This window comes from Psychrobacter sp. 78a-MNA-CIBAN-0178, from assembly GCF_040309625.1.
Classification (GTDB): domain Bacteria; phylum Pseudomonadota; class Gammaproteobacteria; order Pseudomonadales; family Moraxellaceae; genus Psychrobacter; species Psychrobacter okhotskensis.
In genome coordinates, this window is sequence record NZ_JBEOOZ010000006.1 from 96,479 (window position 1) to 114,853 (window position 18,375).

Sequence of the window (18,375 nt, forward strand, 5' to 3'; positions counted from 1 at the left end):
AATAATAAATCAATATTCGTTAATAATAAATCAAAGTTGATACAGTTACGGTTTACTCAATAAGATAGATAAGTGAATAGGAAAATATAAATAGATTATGAAGCTTTCGACCAAAGTTACAGAACTGACCAAGATTATTGCCCCCGCCGTTGCTGCTTGTGATGTGGCATTATGGGGCATTGAATTTGCACCGCAAGGCAATCGCTCTTTATTACGTATTTATATTGAAGCTTTGCCAGAAGAGCAAGCCCAAGATAAGCAAGTAACCATTGAGAACTGTGCGGCAGTGAATCACCAAGTAAGCGGTATTCTTGAAGTGCATGACCCTATTGCTGGTGAGTACATTTTAGAAGTGTCATCACCTGGCTTTGACCGTGCGTTCTTCTCAGATGAGCAGATGCATGGCTATGTGGGTCAAACAGTGAGCTTGCGTTTGATACAAGCCATTGGTGAAGGCGATCAAAAACGCCGCAAAGCAACAGGTACTTTAGACAGTATCGATGAGACGTCTCTAAAGCTGACATCTGCTGATGGTGAGCAGTTCGAAATTGCTCTGAGTAATATTGATAAAGCCCACTTGATTTATGAAGATGTCTAATTGCAATATTCAATGGTAATGTAGTATTAATCCATATTTTGACCCCTAAATAGCGTATAACTGACGGTGACAATACAACGTCAATATGCCAATTATAAAATTTAAGTCAATTATAAAATGATAGGACAGGTATAGCATGAGTCGTGAAATCTTAATGGTAGTAGAAACTGTCAGTAATGAAAAGGGCTTAAATCCTGAAGATATCTTTGAAGCGATAGAAGACGCTTTGGTGGTATCGACTAAGAAAAAAGTATATACCGAACAGCCAGAAGTGGCGGTGCGGGTATCAATCGATCGTGCAACTGGCGATTATGATACGTACCGTTATTGGACAGTGGTTGCCGATGAAGACCATGAAATGCCAGCCTGTCAGCTGGCTATTACCGATCTTGATCAAGAAGAATGGTCAATTGGGGATATCAAAGAAGAGCAGATTGAGTCGATTGAATTTGGTCGTATTGCTGCCACCCAAGCCAAGCAAGTTATCATCCAAAAAATTCGTGAAGCTGAGCGTGCGCTAGTAGCAGACGCTTTCGAGCCACGTGTTGGTGAGATGATGTATGGCGAAGTCAAAAAACAGACACGCGATGGCTATATTATTGATCTAGGGGATAATGCTGAAGGCTATCTGTCACGTGATCAAATGCTGCCCCGTGAGCAATTACGTGCAAAATCTCGTATCAATGCCATTTTATATCATGTCAACCGCGAAAATCGCGGTGCACAGTTGCTTTTATCACGTACCCATCCCGAAATGCTCTCAGCTTTGATGCAAAAAGAAGTGCCTGAGATTGCCGAACAAATTATTGAAATTCGTAACGTCGCTCGTTTGCCGGGTACTCGTGCTAAAATAGCGGTCAAAACCAACGATCATCGTATTGATCCGGTTGGCGCTTGTATTGGTATGCGTGGTACGCGTATCCAAGCGGTTCAGCAAGAGCTTGATGGTGAGCGTATTGATGTGGTGGTTTGGTCAGATGATCCAGCCCAATTTATCATCAGCTCTTTAGAGCCTGCGGATGTTAGTAGTATCATCCTAGATGAAGACATGCAGACCGCTGATATCATCTTTAGCACCAACGATCAGTTAGCGCGCGCCATTGGCTCACAAGGTCAAAACGTCCGTCTGGCCTCTGAGCTAACGGGTTATAAGCTCAATATGATGCTAGAAGAAGAGTATCAGCAGCGCCAACAAAACGAATCAAAAGCGTTCATCGAGTTATTTTATGAGCGCTTAGAAGTTGATAAAGATTTGGCCCAAGCGCTCGTCGATATTGGTTTTACCAGTATTGAAGAAGTGGCTTACGTACCGGTCGAAACCTTCTATGACATCGAAGGTCTCGACGACGAAGCGATCGACATGATTCAAGAACGTGCTAAAGAAGTCGTCATCGCTGATGAGCTGGTTAAACAACAGAACATGAAAGAGCCAAGTCAAGAACTGCAAGATCTTGAAGGAATGACGGTCAGTTGGGCTTATAAAATGGCACAAAAAGACATCATTACCGTTGATGACTTGGCAGAACAAGCCGTCTTCGATTTAGAAGATATCGAAGGATTAGATACCGAAACCGCAGGAAAACTCATCATGAAAGCTCGGGAATCTTGGTTCAATGAATAAGCGGTAACTGCATATCGCTGTCTTTTAGTGATATGCTATCGATAATAAAGTGCTGGTATTTATGTCGCATCATCAAATGCAACACAACCATCAGCCTTAACCCAATCATTTGTAGCCAACAACTGAATTGAACATATAGCAAATAATAGACAGTAGGTGATAATAAATGGCAGATAAGACCGTCAAAGAACTGGCAGATATGGTAGGCAAAACCGCAAGTGCTGTACAACAGCAACTGGTGGACGCTGGGCTGCCTGCTCGCGCAGAGGGTGACCTAGTCACCGAGCTTGAGCAAGAGAAGTTGGTGACGTATTTAAAGCAAAGTCATGGTCAGCAAGAAAAGCGTCGTATTAGTCTCAAGTCTAAAACAACGAGCACTGCGCGTGTGACCGGCTCTTCAGGTAAATCGAAGAGTGTCAATGTGGAAGTGCGTAAAAAGAAAGTGTTCGAGAAGCCTGATCCAGAAAAAATGGCTGAAGAATTGGCTGCGCGTGAGCAAGCGATGATCGAATCGCAAGAGCGTGCTGCTAAAGATGCTGAAGAGCGTGCGGCGACTAAGAAAAAAGCCGAAGAACGTCAAGCGGCAACCTTAGCGGCAATGCGTGCAAGCTTAGGCTCTAGCAAAAAGTCAGACGATAAGAATGACGATATTTCTACTTCAGTGGTTGTGAAGAAGGGTGGCAAGGCGACTGTAGAAGTCAAGCCGAAAGAGCAACCGAAGAAAAAAGTCGCGGCGACGAAACCAAAAGTTGAAACCGCCGCTGAGCGTAAAGCTCGCGAAGTACGCGAAAAAGAAGAAAATCGTCTACGCGAAATCGAGACAGAAACACGCCGTGTCCAAGCGGAAGAAGCGCAGAAGCGTACACTTGAGCAAATGCGTAAAATGGCTGGTAAATATACGGACCAGCCTGCTGCGGAAGTTCGTAAAGATGAGCCACTAGCCGAAGGTTTGGTCGGTGATGCACTAGAAGAATCATTCGAAAAAGAACGTCGCGAAATCAAGCGCGGTACTAGTAGTACTAGTGCCCGTGGTCGTGGTCGTCGTAAGAATCAAGACGAGCGTGAAATGAAAAACCGCAAAAACGGTTTACGTTCAACGCAAGCGTCACAGCATAAGTTTGAAAAGCCTGTCGAAAAAATCGTTTATGATGTCGAGATCAGTGAGCAAATTACCGTCGCAGATCTTGCCCAACGTATGGCAGTTAAAGCTCGTGAAGTCACTAAATTACTCATGAAAATGGGTGAAATAGCTCGTGAGTCAGATACCATTGATCAAGCGACAGCCAGTCTAATCGTTGAAGAGATGGGTCATAACCCTGTACCAGTCAGCGACACCAAGGTTGAAGACGATTTACAAGTTGCAGTCAATGAGCGCAGCAGTAACGTACAAACGCGTCCACCAGTTGTCACTATTATGGGCCACGTCGATCATGGTAAAACGTCTCTACTAGATAAAATTCGTGAGACTAAAGTTGCCACAGGTGAAGCTGGCGGTATTACTCAGCATATCGGTGCTTACCACGTTAAAACCGATCGTGGTGTGATTACTTTCTTAGATACTCCAGGTCACGCAGCCTTTAGTGCAATGCGTTCACGTGGTGCGCAAGCGACAGATATCGTCGTAATCGTTGTCGCTGCTGATGATGGTATGATGCCTCAAACAGAAGAAGCAATTGATCATGCACGCGCCGCTGGCACACCGATTATCGTTGCTATCAACAAAATGGATAAGCCAAGCGCTGATCCTGATCGTGTCCTTAATGAATTGACTGCTAAAGAAGTCGTTTCAGAAGAGTGGGGTGGTGATACACCAATGGCGCGTATCTCAGCCAAAACCGGTGATGGTATTGATGGGCTATTAGAGCTTATTAGCTTACAAGCAGAACTAATGGAGCTAGAAGCACCGTTAGATGGTGCTGCGCAAGGTGTGGTGATTGAATCAAGACTTGAAAAAGGTCGTGGTCCTGTTGTTAGTGTCCTCGTCAAAAAAGGCACACTAAAGCAAGGCGACTTGGTCTTAGCGGGCGAGTATTATGGTAAAGTCCGTGCGATGACTGATGAACATGGTCAACGTATCCAGTCAGCTGGCCCTTCTATTCCAGTAGAGATCTTAGGCTTGCCTGAAACGCCGGCTGCTGGTAGCGAATTCTTAGTCGTCACTGATGAGAAAAAAGCCCGTGAAGTCGCTGATTTCAGAACCAATCGTGAGCGTCAGCTTGAACGTCAGAACGCCATGCGCTTAGAAAGCATGTTCGATCAGATGGAACAAGGCGATGTGTCATTCTTGAACATCGTACTTAAGACCGATGTCCGTGGTTCGCTTGAAGCGTTACTATCGGCATTGAATGAGCTGTCTACTGATGAAGTAAAAGTCAGAGTCATTAGCTCAGGTGTCGGTCCCATCTCTGAGTCTGATGTTACGCTTGCCGAATCTAGCGAAGCGGTACTGTTAGGCTTCAACGTTCGTGCAGATGCGACCGCACGCCGTAAAGCAGACGCCGCTAACATGGATATTCGTTATTATAGCGTTATCTATGGCTTGATTGACGATGTGAAAGCAGCCATGAGTGGCATGCTTGCGCCTGAACATCGCGAGAAAATCTTGGGTGTTGCTGATGTTCGTGAAGTATTCCGCTCTAGTAAGTTCGGTGCAGCTGCCGGTTGTATGGTGGTTGAAGGCACGATCTATCGCAACAAGCCTATCCGCGTATTGCGTGATGACCAAGTTATCTTTACCGGTCAATTGCAATCGTTACGTCGCTATAAAGAAGACGTCAACGAAGTACGCACTGGTATGGAATGTGGTCTAGCGGTTCGTGGCTATGATGTCGAAGCTGGTGATAAGATCGAAGTCTTTGAAATCCAAGAGTTCGAACGTACTATCTAAGCCTTCTTGTAGCATTGCATTATATGTGCTGAGCAAGTTAAGCTTAGACTACCGTAATAACGATATGCTTAGGCCTAACAGGTACATCCTGCTAGGCCTTTTTTGACAAATATCAGTTCTTCAGCTTATTCGTAAGCCAATATAGCAACCAATAAAAAAAGCTATTTTAAAAACAAGGTAATAACATGAACCAACGTTTACAACGCTTAGCGGATCAAATCCAGCGTGAGCTTGCCGTTCTTATTCGCGACGCAGTCAATGACCCACGTCTGACGGGTTTTGTCACCATCTCTAGTGTCAAGGTCAGCCCAGACTTAGGGTATGCGGACGTCTATGTCACTATCATGGAGCCAGAGCTTAATGATGCGATGACCAAAACCAACCACGAAGAAAGCATCAAGGTACTGAATAAAGCCGCCGGTTTTTTGCGTACCGAATTGAGCCATAGCCTCAAGACTCGTACCACGCCGCGTCTGCGCTTTCATTATGATGAAGTAACGGCTCGTGGCAACTATATGATGGACTTAATCAGTCAAGCGGTTATCAAAACTGAGCAGAATGAAGATGAAGTCGATAGTAAAGAAAATGATGACTCATGACAATGACTAGTCAAAAGACAACGGATAAACAAAAGGTCTCCGGCGTTATCTTAATTGATAAGCCGCAGGGTATGACCTCACAGCAAGTGGTCTCAAAAGTGAAGTATTTGCTTAAGTCTCCTATCCATGACAGCAAAAAAGCAGGTCATACGGGTACGCTTGATCCAATGGCTACCGGTCTCTTGCCTATTTGCATGGGTGAGGCCACAAAGTTTAGCCATTATCAGCTTGATGCTGACAAATCCTATCAAGCGACGATACTGTTTGGTAGTCAGACAGATACCGGTGATGCAGATGGTCAAATCGTTGCACAGGCGGCTATTCCAATATTTGATGAAGCGCTATTAAAAGACGTTGCCCAGCAGTTTTTAGGCGCTCAGCAACAAATTCCACCAATGTATTCGGCCTTAAAGAAAGACGGTAAAAAACTCTACGAATACGCCCGTGCGGGTATCGAAGTCGATAGACCACCAAGAGATATCGTGATCAAAGCAATCGAGTTAAAAGCTATTGATAATGAGCAGGTTCAATTGACGGTGACTTGTACCAAAGGTACTTACGTGCGTGTATTGGCAGAAGATATTGCCAAGGTAATGGGTACATTAGGACATTTAATCGCACTGCGCCGTACGCAGGTTGGCAAGTTTGGTATAGCTGAAGCGACTTCTTTATCAGCGTTAGAGGCGCTATCGTTAGATAAGCGGCAGGCACAAATCCTTCCGATCGATGCGTGTGTTGATATAAAGGCTGAGCTTACATTAAGCGCCGAACAGTATGCCCGTGTCCATATGGGGCAACGCTTGAATGTCTTTGAGCAGCTTACTGATAATTTGCGTGATTATATTTCAACCAGTATTAGCCATCAGCCTTCTGTGTCAGCAAGCAATGCTACCCAATTAGATAGTGAGGTTATTAATAGTGACGATGAACAGCAACCATTAGCCCATGAGATATCAGTTGATATACGCTTGCTAGATGAGCATGGGCAGTTTATTGGCTTGGGTGCTGTTAGTCTTAATGGTCGACTACAACCTAAAAAGTTAATTCAGCGTTAGAATCTTCTTTGCTAAGCTCATCATTGTTCGTACGTTTCGTATGACTGTAAGCCCATGAATCCTCCTAAAACTTACTAACAGTTTACACTAATCACATATCCTCACATTTTATTGCAGGTTTCACCTATGGTGAGACCTGTTTTTTTTGTACAGTAGATACACCAGCTAGGAAAGACTGGATCAAAAATAAACTGGAAAAACAATATAACAATAAAAAATAAGAATAAAAAGTATGTAGAAAGGACATTCTTTAATAAGAAAAAATATGTCAGAGGATGACTATTATTAATGCAAAAATCATTTATCAAATCATAATAAACAACAAAAATTATCGCGCAATAATAAATTCGATTATAAAAACTCAAATGTAAATAAACAGAAACAAGTATAGACAGAAAAGGAAATATTATGAAAACGATCGCTTTTTTACTACACAATAATTTTGAGCAAGCAGAATACGAAGACGTTAATAACCAGCTGAAAGACAAAGGTTACAAGACCCTTCTGATCACTACTAATGAAGATAAAGAAGTGCAAGCTATGCAGCAAGATGTAAATAAAGGTGATACCTTTACTGCTGATATCTTCGTAAAAGATGCAAATGTTTCCGATTATGATGCATTGGTATTACCAGGTGGTACGGTCAATGCGGATACCATTCGCGGTAATAAAGAAGCCCATGATATTATCAATGCTATCAATGATGCAGGTAAACCATTAGCTGTGATATGCCACGCTCCTTGGGCGCTTATCAACATGGGCATTGCTAAAGGCAAAACACTAACAGCCTATCATACGCTGCAAACCGATCTAGAAAATGCTGGTGCGACGTACGTCGACAAGACTGTACAAGTCGATGGCAATTTAATTACTTCGCGTAATCCAGACGATATCAGTAACTTTGTCGATGCTATCGATAAAGCATTGTCTTAAATTTTGCTTCATTTATTCAAAGATGAAAAATTAAAAATTCTCAACTATTTATAATTACAATTAAGGAAAATATTATGTCTAACTCTAACCCAAATGATGCTGAACTTGAGCAACAACGTGCTGAATCGGCAACCGCCGCTCTTAAGAGCCAAACTGAAAACAACCATACCGAAGAATCAGAAGCGGCCGCTGATCGCATCGCTGATAATTTAGAGAATGCAAAAAAAGATAAATAAAAAGGCTCTGCGTTATGTAGCGGTCTACGCTATTTAATGTAAGCATTATTTTATATAAACATTATTTCGTTGAGTCTTTACGCATTGATTCGAATATTCATAAGTTTGAATGCTAATAAGTATGAACGGTGCGGTAAAGAGTTCACTTAATGAAAATGCTAATCTAGGAGTCATTATGAGTAATTCATCAAAAAACATGGATTCACAAGAACAAGAGATTGAAAAGCTAGCAGAAGATATCAACCCTAGCGAAGATGCTAGCCCTGATAGCTTAGCAGAAGCCACTACAGCCCCTCTTGCTGATGACGAGCTAGGTGGAAATGCAAACGAAGATGACGTGAAAAAGTAAGTCATTAGACTTTTCTAACAATTTATCAGGATCTTGCAAAATTATAGCTGTTATATAAGATTTCTGAATCGATGAATTCTATCGGCATAAAACTATTATGAAAAACTGCTGCTAGTTCAGCAGTTTTTTGTTATAATTGCCGTCACATTTAATAATGCTTTTAGATTAAGCCGATTATTTAGCTCACTGCTCGAAGCAGATTAATGAGTTGAGTGAATTTTTGCTGATATCTGGCTTATTTTTAAATGGTTTTATCATACATTGGGCTTGTCGTACACTAGGTCAACTCTAGTAATGCAGGGTTGTCCTGAATGGCGCACAAGTTACTTTATTTACTATTCTATTGCTTGTAAGATGGCTTAATTTGAGTACATCTTGGAGCTTTTAGCATTGCCGGAGATATTTATGCTAACTAATACCGATCGTGAACAAATCATTTCTCAGTACCAGCGCGGCGAAAACGATACTGGTTCTCCAGAAGTTCAAGTAGCTTTGTTGAGCGCACGTATCAACGATTTGCAGAACCATTTTAAAGCGCACAAAGCTGACCATCATAGCCGTCGCGGTCTTATCCGTATGGTTAACACGCGCCGTAAATTGCTTGATTACCTAAAAGGTAAAGATCTTGGTCGTTATACCACCCTTATTAGCCAGTTAGGTCTACGTCGTTAATTTAACGACAATAGTACGAGTGGTCGCTAAAATAACAGATGCCATCTTATGGCGCTATTTCAGATTTTTTGCTAAACCGCTTGGAACTTGCTTGTTGCTATCGATAAAATAGATTTTCTCTAAAACGGTGTGGAATAGTTTCACGCCGTTTTTTTATGCTTGTTAGTATGGATGATCGCGCTCGAGTGTTTAGATGATATAACGCTACCATATTTTGCAAAAATAACCGTTAATTTAATATCTAATATAGGCCATCATTCAGGGCGATTTATAGACAATGGCTCTGTTTTGCAATTAATTGGTCAATGCCTATAAATCACTGTAAAATAATGTCTTGTGAGCTTTATAGCATTGCTACTATTCGTCACAGTAGAGCAGTAAAGAGATAGTGAATACCATATATGTATGGTTTCTACTGGGCACAAGCTTTAGCCGTATGGGCAAAAAACCGAATTTGAACAACTAAAAATATGTAATAGTACGATGTCTACTATAGACAAATGCGTAAGATAAGTAGGTGACACTATCAGCCTGAGCAATAATACTTGTAGAAAAAAGACTTGTTGATCAGTAGCTAGATAAAAAGAATTTTAATGACAGATATCAGCGTGTTTATAACGTTGATGTTATTTTCGTCAGTCAACATTAGGAAGATTATATGACAATGTTTAACACTATTAAGCGTGAATTCCAGTACGGCAACCAGCAGGTTGTTATCGAAACTGGTCGCGTAGCACGTCAAGCAAACTCTATTTTGGTTCACATGGGCGGCGTTACCGTACTAGTAGCAGCAGTGGTAAAGTCTGACCCTAAAGAAGGTCAAAACTTCTTTCCATTGACCGTGAACTATCAAGAAAAAATGTATGCTGCTGGTAAAATTCCAGGCGCTTATGGCAAACGCGAAGGTCGTGCAAGCGAAAATGAAACGTTAACGTCACGCTTGATTGATCGTCCGATTCGTCCGCTATTCCCTGAAGGTTATGTCAACGAAATTCAAATTACCGCAACGGTTATTTCATCAGATAAGACTCAATCTGCCGATATTGCAGCCCTCATTGGTGCTTCAGCCGCATTGGCGATCTCTGATGCGCCATTCAATGGCCCTGTCGCTGCGGCCCGTGTTGGCTTTATTAACGGCGAATACGTACTAAACCCAACGCTTGAACAACTCAAAGAAAGTGATCTGGATTTAGTAGTTGCTGGTACTAAATCTGCGGTACTAATGGTTGAATCTGAAGCAGCAGAGCTGTCTGAAGATCAGATGCTAGGCGCGGTATTATACGGTCATGAGCAACAACAAATCGTTATTGATAACATCGCCTCTATGGCGGAAGAAATCGGTACGGCTAAGCAGCAGTACGTCGCCCCTGTACGTGATGCAGCGTTAGAGAGCAGTATGAAAGAGCAGTTCGGCGAGCAAGTGGCTGATGCTTATACCATTACTGATAAGCAAGAGCGTTATACTAAACTTGATGACATTAAGCAATCCATTATCGATGCACTTGCTGGTGATGCGGAATCTGAAAATTATGCTGATACCGTTTCTGAATTAAAAGAAATCTATAACGATCTTAAATATCGTACGGTTCGTGACAATATCTTGTCAGGTAAGCCGCGTATTGATGGTCGTGACCTTGAGACCGTTCGTGCGCTTGACGTGCAAGTTGGCGTACTACCATATACGCATGGTTCAGCGCTATTTACTCGCGGTGAGACCCAAGCATTGGTTACTACGACTTTAGGTAACAGCCGTGATGTCAATATGATTGACTCATTAGCGGGCACTATCCGTGATCATTTCATGCTGCATTATAACTTCCCGCATTTCTCTGTTGGTGAAACGGGTCGTGAAGGTATTCCAAAACGTCGTGAAATCGGTCATGGTCGTCTAGCACGCCGCGGTGTACAAGCGATGCTACCGGACAGCGAACGCTTCCCGTACGTCATCCGTGTGGTATCAGAGATTACTGAATCGAACGGCTCTTCTTCTATGGCCTCTGTCTGTGGTGCCAGCTTGGCATTGATGGATGCAGGCGTACCGATTAAAGCACCAGTTGCTGGTATCGCGATGGGTCTCGTAAAAGAAGGCGAGCGTTTCGCTGTATTGTCAGATATCTTAGGTGATGAAGATCATCTTGGCGATATGGACTTTAAAGTGGCTGGTTCTAAAGACGGTATCACTGCACTGCAGATGGATATCAAAATCGAAGGGATTACTCCTGACATCATGGAGCAAGCGCTAAAGCAAGCCCATGCCGGTCGTATCCATATCCTAGACGCGATGAATGAAGTATTGCCAGAGAGCCGTACTGAAATTAACGCCCATGCCCCTAACTATGCGGTTATCGAAATCAATCCGGACAAAATCCGTGACGTCATCGGTAAAGGCGGCGCGATGATTCGTCAGCTAACTGAAGAAACTGGTGCCGTTATCGATATCGATGATGGTGGTACGATTCGTATCTTTGGTGAAAACAAAGCAGCAACCAAAGCCGCTATCGGTAAAATCGAAGCATTGACTGCTGAAGTTGAAGTCGGTAAAACTTACGAAGGTACCGTTGCTCGTATCGTTGATTTCGGTGCATTCGTAAATGTCTTGCCAAATACTGATGGCCTCGTACATATCTCACAAATCGCAGAAGAGCGCGTAGAGAATGTCTCTGACTATCTTAAAGAAGGTCAAACCGTTAAGGTACTCGTACAAGACGTGGATAACCGTGGTCGCATTAAGTTGACTATGAAAGGCGTTGAGCAGGGTTCAACCTCAACTGCTGAATAAGTATTTTTTTGGTTGATGTCGCTTAGTACAATTTTGAAAACCGCTCTGATTTATTCAGAGCGGTTTTTTTTGTGGCTAAATAATTATTAAATAATCATTTCCATTTGTGTCAGGTTGAATATTGCTATCTCTATCCAATCTATAGTCAAAATATCCTAAAAGCGCGACGGTATTGCTGATATCAGTTTTTTGTAGTCTCTGTCTGCGCAGCCACAGCGAGCAAGGAAAATGTCTATCAGCAGTGCGTGATATATCGATATTACTCTTTACTCGCTACATTTAATGACATTGCCTTTTAATAAAATCATACCTAAGCAACGGACAATAAAAAATCCAACGCCAAACGCTTATAGTAGACGTTCAACATTGGATTAATAAAATTCTAGACTAGGGCGTATCTTCAATTCAAGCGCTTGTATCTAAATGGCCTAAAAATAGCTAAATTTTGCCAAACATCGTCAAATAGCTGATTAATATCTCGATATTATTTGCGCTATTTTCCTCGTTTAACGGCAATTTATTTCATTTTTATGACCATTTTTGAAATGAGGACACGCCCTAACTGGCTAATTAGCCAGAGTAATCATTCCTGATCCAACTTGTCAATCATACCTTGGTATTTCTCTTTTTTTGCAGCGATTTTTTTGCGTCTCTCTTCAGCAGTCGCGACTAAATTTTTTGCGACGTCTAAGCTCTTATCAAAGGCCGCTAATTCAAGATCTACCGCATTCAACAGTTTACCAAGCATCATAGCCGTTGCTTTTTCAGAGACATCGTGAGTCATCCCACTAGCGTCAGAGGTAAAGTCATCTTTGAGTTTTGAGGCCCATTGGTAAATACCTGCCATAGTAATGCCAGATTTATCCTCTTGGTCAGCGCCGTCTTCTTTACTAGCTTTATCTTTTTTGCTGGACTTGCCGTCTTTAACCGTTTCATCGTCTTCATTTGACTTAGACTCTTTATCAGCGCTGCTAGCCTTGTCTTTTTTGTCAGATTTCTGCTCTTTTTCAGAATCTTTATTCTTACTTGATTTCTCTGACTTGTCCTTTTTAGCAGCACTGTCCTCTGTACCTTCTTCGTAGTCATGCTCAGTGTTGTACTCTTCAAAGTCGCCGTCCTCAAATACCACGGTATCATCTTTGACCACTTCTACGCCAGTAACGGCTTTGTTGCCTGTAGAGTTTTTCTTATTTCCAGCATTACTATTTTTTGCATCATTGTTTGACATGATTTATTATCCCTATTTGTATTTTGAGTAAAAAGTATTTGTAGTAGACACTCATAAATACTAAGCCAAGGCTGTTTTTTAATCAATATACGGATATAAATCTACTGTTTAATGTCTACAGGAAAACACATGTCATGTTATAAACGCTTAAATAGTCACACTAATGTTGTAGGCGATAACGAAGAAAATACCAAATTTTATTAATAATTGCTGAGAGGATTATCAGCAATAAACTCAACCAGCAGCTCTGCTACTTTTCCCCCTTGATCTTCTTGCAAAAAATGACCAGCGTTATTAACTGTGGTATGGTTTTGACCTTTCGTTCCCGGTATCAGCTTTTGCATGATTCGATCGCCACCAGCCGTGACAGGATCAGAATCACTAAACAGCGTAATAAATGGCTTCGTCCATTGGCTGAGCTTACCCCAAGCCGCCCGATTATTCTCTGAGGCAGGATCATCTGGCGTGGTGGGGACAAGAAGCGGAAACTGTCTAGCGCCTTCTTTGTATGACTCATCAGGGAAAGGGGCGTTGTACGCATCGATAACCGCCTGCGATAGCTTGGTAGTGGTGCCGCTCTTAATGATGCCTCCGACATGAAACTGTGGGGTGTCCTGTGAGAATTGCTGCCACTGGCGAAAGCTCTCTCCGGGATTATGATCCCCAGTGGGCAACATAGTATTGCCAGCTGCTACTCGAGAAAATTTCTCGGGATTATCAGCGACTAGGCGCAGACCGATGAGGCCGCCCCAATCTTGACAAAAAAGCGTGATGTTTGTTAAGTCTAATTGATCAAGCAGCGATTGCATCCAGTCGACATGGCGCTGGTAAGTATAGTCAGTACGTGCCGCTGGCTTGTCCGAGCGTCCAAAACCAGGTAGGTCTGGAGCAATAACGCGATATCCTACGGCGGTCAATATCGGTATCATTTTGCGATAAAGATAACACCACGAAGGCTCGCCATGTAGCAACAGTATAGGCTCAGCGTCTTTTGGACCTTCATCGAGGTAATGTACGCGCAGTTCACCGCCTTCACCATCATCAACCATGAGATAGTTCGGCGCAAAATCGTAATCGAGTAGGTTGGCAAAGTATGAATCGGGGGTTCTAAGCGTTTTCATAGGGTATCCTTATCCTGATGATAAATAATCGTGCATTTGCAAACAGCCGATGCCAATTTAGCATAGCACTGACGCCACTATCTGTTGCATATCTTTTGAGTACTATGGCGTCCTATAAACACACTCTACAAATCGCCAATTAGCTTACGATATCAATGCTCTTAGGCACATGTACGTCAATACGTAGCTTAGGTAGATCTTGTAGTTGCTGCCTCAGTAAAGGCAAGATATCGAGATACCAGTCTAATGGCAGTGAGTTTGCGACGTTGGGTTCATTGAGGGACAAGCTACCAGCTGAAAAGTTCTTAGATAAAGGTTCGTTAGATGAATTACTTATATTACTACGTAGCCGATTATCGATAAGTGGGCGAGCGAGTAGGGCAGCTCTGCGGATACCATGATAGCGAACAAGGGGGATAAGCTGGTGATGTAAGTCGATTAGAGCGTCAGTAAGCCAGCGTGTGCGTGTCGGATGATAAGGATGATCTGAGATAACAAGGTTGGCAATATAACTGGGTTGATTGCCATTACTGCTGATGCCAAGGCCAGCCTGCTCACGTGTACGCTTATGCAATAAACAGCTACCAGCACTTAAACTACCGTCACGACACGCGCGATAATAACGTTGATAGTTATCAGGGAATAACGTTTTAGCTCGAGTAAGAATAGGGTCGAGTAGTGTACCAGCAGTATTAACCGGTAAGATAAGCAGCTGGGCACTGCTATTTAAAATAGGGGCGTGCGTCAATTGTAAATTCGCCATAGTCAGCCCCTTTAAAAAAATTATGTATTCATTCTACTTTAGTCTGTCCGGCGTTTTCTGCTTCTAATTGGGCGATTTGTTGTTCAATCAGCGCAATTTGCTCTTCTTTCATCTTAGTCAGCTTTTTATTCATTGCCAGTTGCTCAGCCGCCAGTTTTTCTTGGGCAGCAAAGCGTTTGCGCTCATCTGCTAAGCGATCAATCTCTTCTTTGGCCAAGCTATCGGTTTTTGGTAAAGGGGCGTTTAAGATAGCAGCGGGCTTCGGCACTTGAATGGTCGAGTCAGTGCGCGTATCAGCATCGTCAGAATTTTGATCAATGACAGCATTTTCATTCTGTATAGCGTCATCATTATTGGCCTCACTGAGGACGTTTTCTACTGGCATAGTAGCGGACGGCTCAGGTCCTGTTTGCTCAGGGATTGACGGTGAGCTGCTATCAGTTTTACTTGTTTCAGGCACAGATTGTGCCCAAACTAAATAGCCGATAGTAATAAATAGCAATACTAATATAATCGCCATCCAGATTTTACGACGTGATTTAGCGGCTTTCACTTTTGCACGTTTGCTTAATAAAGGATGCTGTTTTTTATTTTTCATACTACGGTCAATTTATGTCAAAGATATAAGTAGTCATACTATAGCAAACTCAAAATAAAAAGCCTATCTATTGCTAGATAGGCTTAAAATACTGTTAAATGATAAAGCACTTAAAAGCTTTTAGATATGACTATTATTTGTTTGCTTAAGTTTTAAACTTTACCGTACCACTGGTACCTGTAGACATCGCATCACGAGCGAGCTGGTCTTCAGCATGATTTTTGGCACTGATGGCATCAGGGTCAGGGCGATGCTCTGTATGACCACACTGGGTACATTCGATATACTCGTCTGGTGCAGGCGTGACAATATTGACTTGTACCACCGCATCCAGCGCCTGACATTTCGGACAGCGAACACCCGCTAAAAAACGCCGCTTTGGACGTGACGATTGATAACGCATTTAAATCACCTCGCGATTGCTTTGAGCATTGGCGGCATCGATATTTTTAACATCGCTAAAGCCACTGTGACGCAATAAGGCATCGATGCTGGCACTGCGACCACGGAAGTTTTCAAAGTTGGTCTTGGCGGGAAAACTACCACCAACCGACAAGATACTCTCGCGGAAAGCTTTACCAGTGACAGGGTTAAAAATACCCTCTTCTTCAAACTTACTAAAAGCGTCTGCAGAGAGCAGCTCTGCCCATTTATAAGAGTAATAACCTGCCGCATAGCCTCCCGCAAAGATATGGCTAAAACCATTGGCAAAGCGGTTATAGTCAGGCGTTTGCATGATAGCAATGTCGCTACGCACGGTATTTAATGTTGCTAAGATACCGTTATAATCAAGCGCTGGCGTCTGTGCATGAATTAATAAATCAAAAAGCGCGAACTCGATTTGACGCAAGGTTTGCATGCCGCTTTGGAAGTTCTTCGCTGCCAATAATGCTGCGAGCTTATCTTTAGGCAGCGGCTCACCAGTCTCGACATGGCTACTAATCAGCGCAATCCCTTCGGCATCCCACGCCCAGTTTTCCATAAATTGGCTCGGCAGCTCGACCGCATCCCACTCGACACCATTGACGCCAGCGACATCGCCCACTGTTACTTGGGTTAAGAGATGATGTAGCCCATGACCAAACTCATGGAACAAGGTCAGCACTTCATCATGAGTCAATAAGCTCGGTTTGCCATCGAGGGCAGGCGTGAAGTTACCGACCATAAAGCAAACCGGTAGCTGTTGATGGTCTTGCTCATCATAAGTATAACGCGACTGAAAACCACTCATCCAAGCACCGCCGCGCTTACCACTGCGGGCAAATAAGTCAAAATAAAAGCCACCAAGCAAGTTATCGTCAGCATCAAACAGTTGGTAGAAGCTTACATAGTCGTGCCAGCGCGATACGGATGTGCTTTCACTGTCTGTCTTATCACTATTTTGCTCTTGGACTTTGATACCGTATAAACGCTCAACGATGGCAAATAAGCCGTTAATGACTTTTAGTAATGGGAAGTATGGACGTATCTCTTCTTGCGATAAACTAAATTCGCTTTGTTTTACTTTTTCAGCGATATAGGCACTGTCCCATGGCTGCAAATCATCAATACCATAATCTCGTGCATATTTTTGTAATTGTGCTAAATCCTGCTTAGCGGTTGGGGTCGCTTGCGTGGCCAAATCGCGTAAGAAGGTTTCAACTTCCGTTACGCTATCTGCCATTTTGGTCGATAGCGAAACTTCTGCATAATTATCAAAACCTAATAGCTTGGCTTTTTGCTCACGTAATTGTAGGATTTGACCCATGATATCGGCGTTATTCAGCGATGCGCCTTTGCTATCGGTGTGCTCATCAAATTCAGAGGCGCGGGTGACATAAGCGCGATACAGCGTCTCACGCAGACTGCGATCGTCCGCATGAGTCATAATGGCAAGGTAAACAGGAATATTTAAACTTGCCACATAGTAAGGCGTCGGCAAAGTATCGATATCCGCTTGGGTGAGGGCACCGCTGGCAAGTTCGTGGGTTTTATATTGCTCACCTGCATCGGCCAATAGGCCCAGCCCACTGTCTGTCAAGCCCGCCAATTGCGCTGACTCTAATGGCAATGCATAGGCTTGCGTCGCGTCTAATATATGGTCTGAAAAGGTCGCCGACAGTGTTGACAGCTCACTTTGAATAGCTGCAAATTGTTCTTGCTCAGCTTTAGGTAGCGCCACGCCTGACATCTCAAAGCTTCTAAGCGCCAACTCAATAGCACGAGCGCGTGCAGGCTCAAGCGCGGCAAAGAACGTCTTGTCATTCACAATGGCTTGGTAGCGGTTAAATAATGGCTGATGCTGCCCTACACGAGTGCCATAAGCAGACAGCTTAGGCAACAGCTCATGATGAACATGGCGAATCTCATCATTGCTCATCACGCTATTGAGGTGTGACAAAATGCCCCAACTGCGATCCAAAGCCAGATTGATATGATCAAAGTTCATCACATCACTCAGAGCTTGCTCAGCAGTGATATCAGACGCATTAGTATCATTTTGCGTCGTTGCGGACAGCGTATCCAAAAAGGCATTGGCATCATCAATAGCGCTCATGACTTGGCTTTGTAGTGCACTTGGAGAAACGTTGTCAAAATCGACAAGGTGTAAATCTGGAGAAAGGGTAGTCATAAAAGTATCCGGTATCTGATATTAGTGAATGAATTATTATTGGCTAAATAGGGTTTGGTATAAGTGATTTGCTTGATATAACCGACTGAGTATAAAAGGCAATCAGCTACTTATTTATTTTGCGGTCTTATACCTATATTACATAAAAGATGGGTTCATTTAGTGAAAATGCAACCTACTCACTGACAATACATAAAGTAAAGTGAGGAGATGAACGATATCAAATATATTTAAATGGGATAAACCTGCTTTTTATAACAACGTAGATTGTTTTACTTACAAAGCGCTATCATTTGCTTGCAAATTGACCCTACAGCAAGTGAAG

The 18,375-nt window shown here is 42.9% G+C and carries 16 protein-coding genes; 10 read left to right on the top strand and 6 right to left on the bottom strand.

Annotated elements, in window-relative coordinates:
- Window positions 1-97 precede the first annotated feature (97 nt).
- The 10 genes from rimP to pnp all read left to right on the top strand — a co-directional run bounded on the left by rimP (window position 98) and on the right by pnp (window position 11,729).
- Window positions 98-598, top strand: coding sequence for a ribosome maturation factor RimP (gene rimP, locus AAEY80_RS05975; protein ID WP_025652588.1), 501 nt, complete (start codon window positions 98-100; stop codon window positions 596-598).
- Between the two features lie 136 nt (window positions 599-734).
- Entirely contained in the window at window positions 735-2,219 is a 1,485-nt protein-coding gene (nusA, locus tag AAEY80_RS05980) for a transcription termination factor NusA (protein ID WP_025652586.1), read from the top strand.
- Window positions 2,220-2,385: 166 nt separating this feature from the next.
- Entirely contained in the window at window positions 2,386-5,106 is a 2,721-nt protein-coding gene (gene infB / locus AAEY80_RS05985; RefSeq protein ID WP_350588033.1) for a translation initiation factor IF-2, read from the top strand.
- Between the two features lie 185 nt (window positions 5,107-5,291).
- The gene (locus AAEY80_RS05990) at window positions 5,292-5,705 is read left to right on the top strand and encodes a ribosome-binding factor A (RefSeq protein ID WP_025652584.1); all 414 of its coding nucleotides are present in this window, start codon (window positions 5,292-5,294) and stop codon (window positions 5,703-5,705) included.
- Entirely contained in the window at window positions 5,702-6,760 is a 1,059-nt protein-coding gene (gene truB / locus AAEY80_RS05995) for a tRNA pseudouridine(55) synthase TruB (protein ID WP_025652583.1), read from the top strand. Before AAEY80_RS05990 ends, truB begins: the two co-directional genes overlap by 4 nt.
- 408 nt (window positions 6,761-7,168) lie before the next feature.
- Window positions 7,169-7,693, top strand: a complete 525-nt coding sequence (locus AAEY80_RS06000) for a type 1 glutamine amidotransferase domain-containing protein (RefSeq protein ID WP_201566977.1) — start codon at window positions 7,169-7,171, stop codon at window positions 7,691-7,693.
- Window positions 7,694-7,767: 74 nt separating this feature from the next.
- Complete coding sequence (locus AAEY80_RS06005; RefSeq protein WP_156915649.1) at window positions 7,768-7,929, top strand: hypothetical protein; 162 nt, start codon at window positions 7,768-7,770, stop codon at window positions 7,927-7,929.
- Between the two features lie 175 nt (window positions 7,930-8,104).
- A complete protein-coding gene (locus tag AAEY80_RS06010; protein WP_198015448.1) occupies window positions 8,105-8,278 on the top strand; it encodes a hypothetical protein in 174 nt (57 codons plus the stop codon).
- Window positions 8,279-8,683: 405 nt separating this feature from the next.
- Window positions 8,684-8,950, top strand: coding sequence for a 30S ribosomal protein S15 (gene rpsO, locus AAEY80_RS06015; RefSeq protein WP_025652581.1), 267 nt, complete (start codon window positions 8,684-8,686; stop codon window positions 8,948-8,950).
- A gap of 658 nt (window positions 8,951-9,608) precedes the next feature.
- Window positions 9,609-11,729: a polyribonucleotide nucleotidyltransferase gene (gene pnp / locus AAEY80_RS06020; protein WP_201632913.1), complete on the top strand. Its 2,121-nt coding sequence runs from the start codon at window positions 9,609-9,611 to the stop codon at window positions 11,727-11,729.
- A 583-nt stretch (window positions 11,730-12,312) separates the two neighbouring features.
- Here pnp and AAEY80_RS06025 read toward each other — a convergent pair.
- From AAEY80_RS06025 to AAEY80_RS06050, 6 genes are all read right to left on the bottom strand, one after another.
- Window positions 12,313-12,957, bottom strand: a complete 645-nt coding sequence (locus AAEY80_RS06025; RefSeq protein ID WP_350588034.1) for a hypothetical protein — start codon at window positions 12,955-12,957, stop codon at window positions 12,313-12,315.
- 200 nt (window positions 12,958-13,157) lie between these two features.
- Window positions 13,158-14,078: a haloalkane dehalogenase gene (locus AAEY80_RS06030; protein WP_350588035.1), complete on the bottom strand. Its 921-nt coding sequence runs from the start codon at window positions 14,076-14,078 to the stop codon at window positions 13,158-13,160.
- Between the two features lie 139 nt (window positions 14,079-14,217).
- The gene (locus tag AAEY80_RS06035; RefSeq protein ID WP_350588036.1) at window positions 14,218-14,841 is read right to left on the bottom strand and encodes a hypothetical protein; all 624 of its coding nucleotides are present in this window, start codon (window positions 14,839-14,841) and stop codon (window positions 14,218-14,220) included.
- A 28-nt stretch (window positions 14,842-14,869) separates the two neighbouring features.
- Complete coding sequence (locus tag AAEY80_RS06040) at window positions 14,870-15,439, bottom strand: hypothetical protein (RefSeq protein WP_350588037.1); 570 nt, start codon at window positions 15,437-15,439, stop codon at window positions 14,870-14,872.
- A 145-nt stretch (window positions 15,440-15,584) separates the two neighbouring features.
- Entirely contained in the window at window positions 15,585-15,842 is a 258-nt protein-coding gene (locus AAEY80_RS06045; protein WP_025652575.1) for a YheV family putative zinc ribbon protein, read from the bottom strand.
- Window positions 15,843-18,050 carry a M3 family metallopeptidase gene (locus AAEY80_RS06050; RefSeq protein ID WP_350588038.1) on the bottom strand — a complete coding sequence of 736 codons (2,208 nt, stop codon included), beginning with the start codon at window positions 18,048-18,050 and terminating at the stop codon, window positions 15,843-15,845.
- Window positions 18,051-18,375 lie beyond the last annotated feature (325 nt).

Coding starts and splice junctions, on each gene's coding strand:
- rimP (WP_025652588.1), top strand. CDS start 98: ATGAAGCTTTCGACCAAAGTTACAGAACTGACCAAGATTATTGCCCCC.
- nusA (WP_025652586.1), top strand. CDS start 735: ATGAGTCGTGAAATCTTAATGGTAGTAGAAACTGTCAGTAATGAAAAG.
- infB (WP_350588033.1), top strand. CDS start 2,386: ATGGCAGATAAGACCGTCAAAGAACTGGCAGATATGGTAGGCAAAACC.
- AAEY80_RS05990 (WP_025652584.1), top strand. CDS start 5,292: ATGAACCAACGTTTACAACGCTTAGCGGATCAAATCCAGCGTGAGCTT.
- truB (WP_025652583.1), top strand. CDS start 5,702: ATGACAATGACTAGTCAAAAGACAACGGATAAACAAAAGGTCTCCGGC.
- AAEY80_RS06000 (WP_201566977.1), top strand. CDS start 7,169: ATGAAAACGATCGCTTTTTTACTACACAATAATTTTGAGCAAGCAGAA.
- AAEY80_RS06005 (WP_156915649.1), top strand. CDS start 7,768: ATGTCTAACTCTAACCCAAATGATGCTGAACTTGAGCAACAACGTGCT.
- AAEY80_RS06010 (WP_198015448.1), top strand. CDS start 8,105: ATGAGTAATTCATCAAAAAACATGGATTCACAAGAACAAGAGATTGAA.
- rpsO (WP_025652581.1), top strand. CDS start 8,684: ATGCTAACTAATACCGATCGTGAACAAATCATTTCTCAGTACCAGCGC.
- pnp (WP_201632913.1), top strand. CDS start 9,609: ATGACAATGTTTAACACTATTAAGCGTGAATTCCAGTACGGCAACCAG.
- AAEY80_RS06025 (WP_350588034.1), bottom strand. CDS start 12,957: ATGTCAAACAATGATGCAAAAAATAGTAATGCTGGAAATAAGAAAAAC.
- AAEY80_RS06030 (WP_350588035.1), bottom strand. CDS start 14,078: ATGAAAACGCTTAGAACCCCCGATTCATACTTTGCCAACCTACTCGAT.
- AAEY80_RS06035 (WP_350588036.1), bottom strand. CDS start 14,841: ATGGCGAATTTACAATTGACGCACGCCCCTATTTTAAATAGCAGTGCC.
- AAEY80_RS06040 (WP_350588037.1), bottom strand. CDS start 15,439: ATGAAAAATAAAAAACAGCATCCTTTATTAAGCAAACGTGCAAAAGTG.
- AAEY80_RS06045 (WP_025652575.1), bottom strand. CDS start 15,842: ATGCGTTATCAATCGTCACGTCCAAAGCGGCGTTTTTTAGCGGGTGTT.
- AAEY80_RS06050 (WP_350588038.1), bottom strand. CDS start 18,050: ATGACTACCCTTTCTCCAGATTTACACCTTGTCGATTTTGACAACGTT.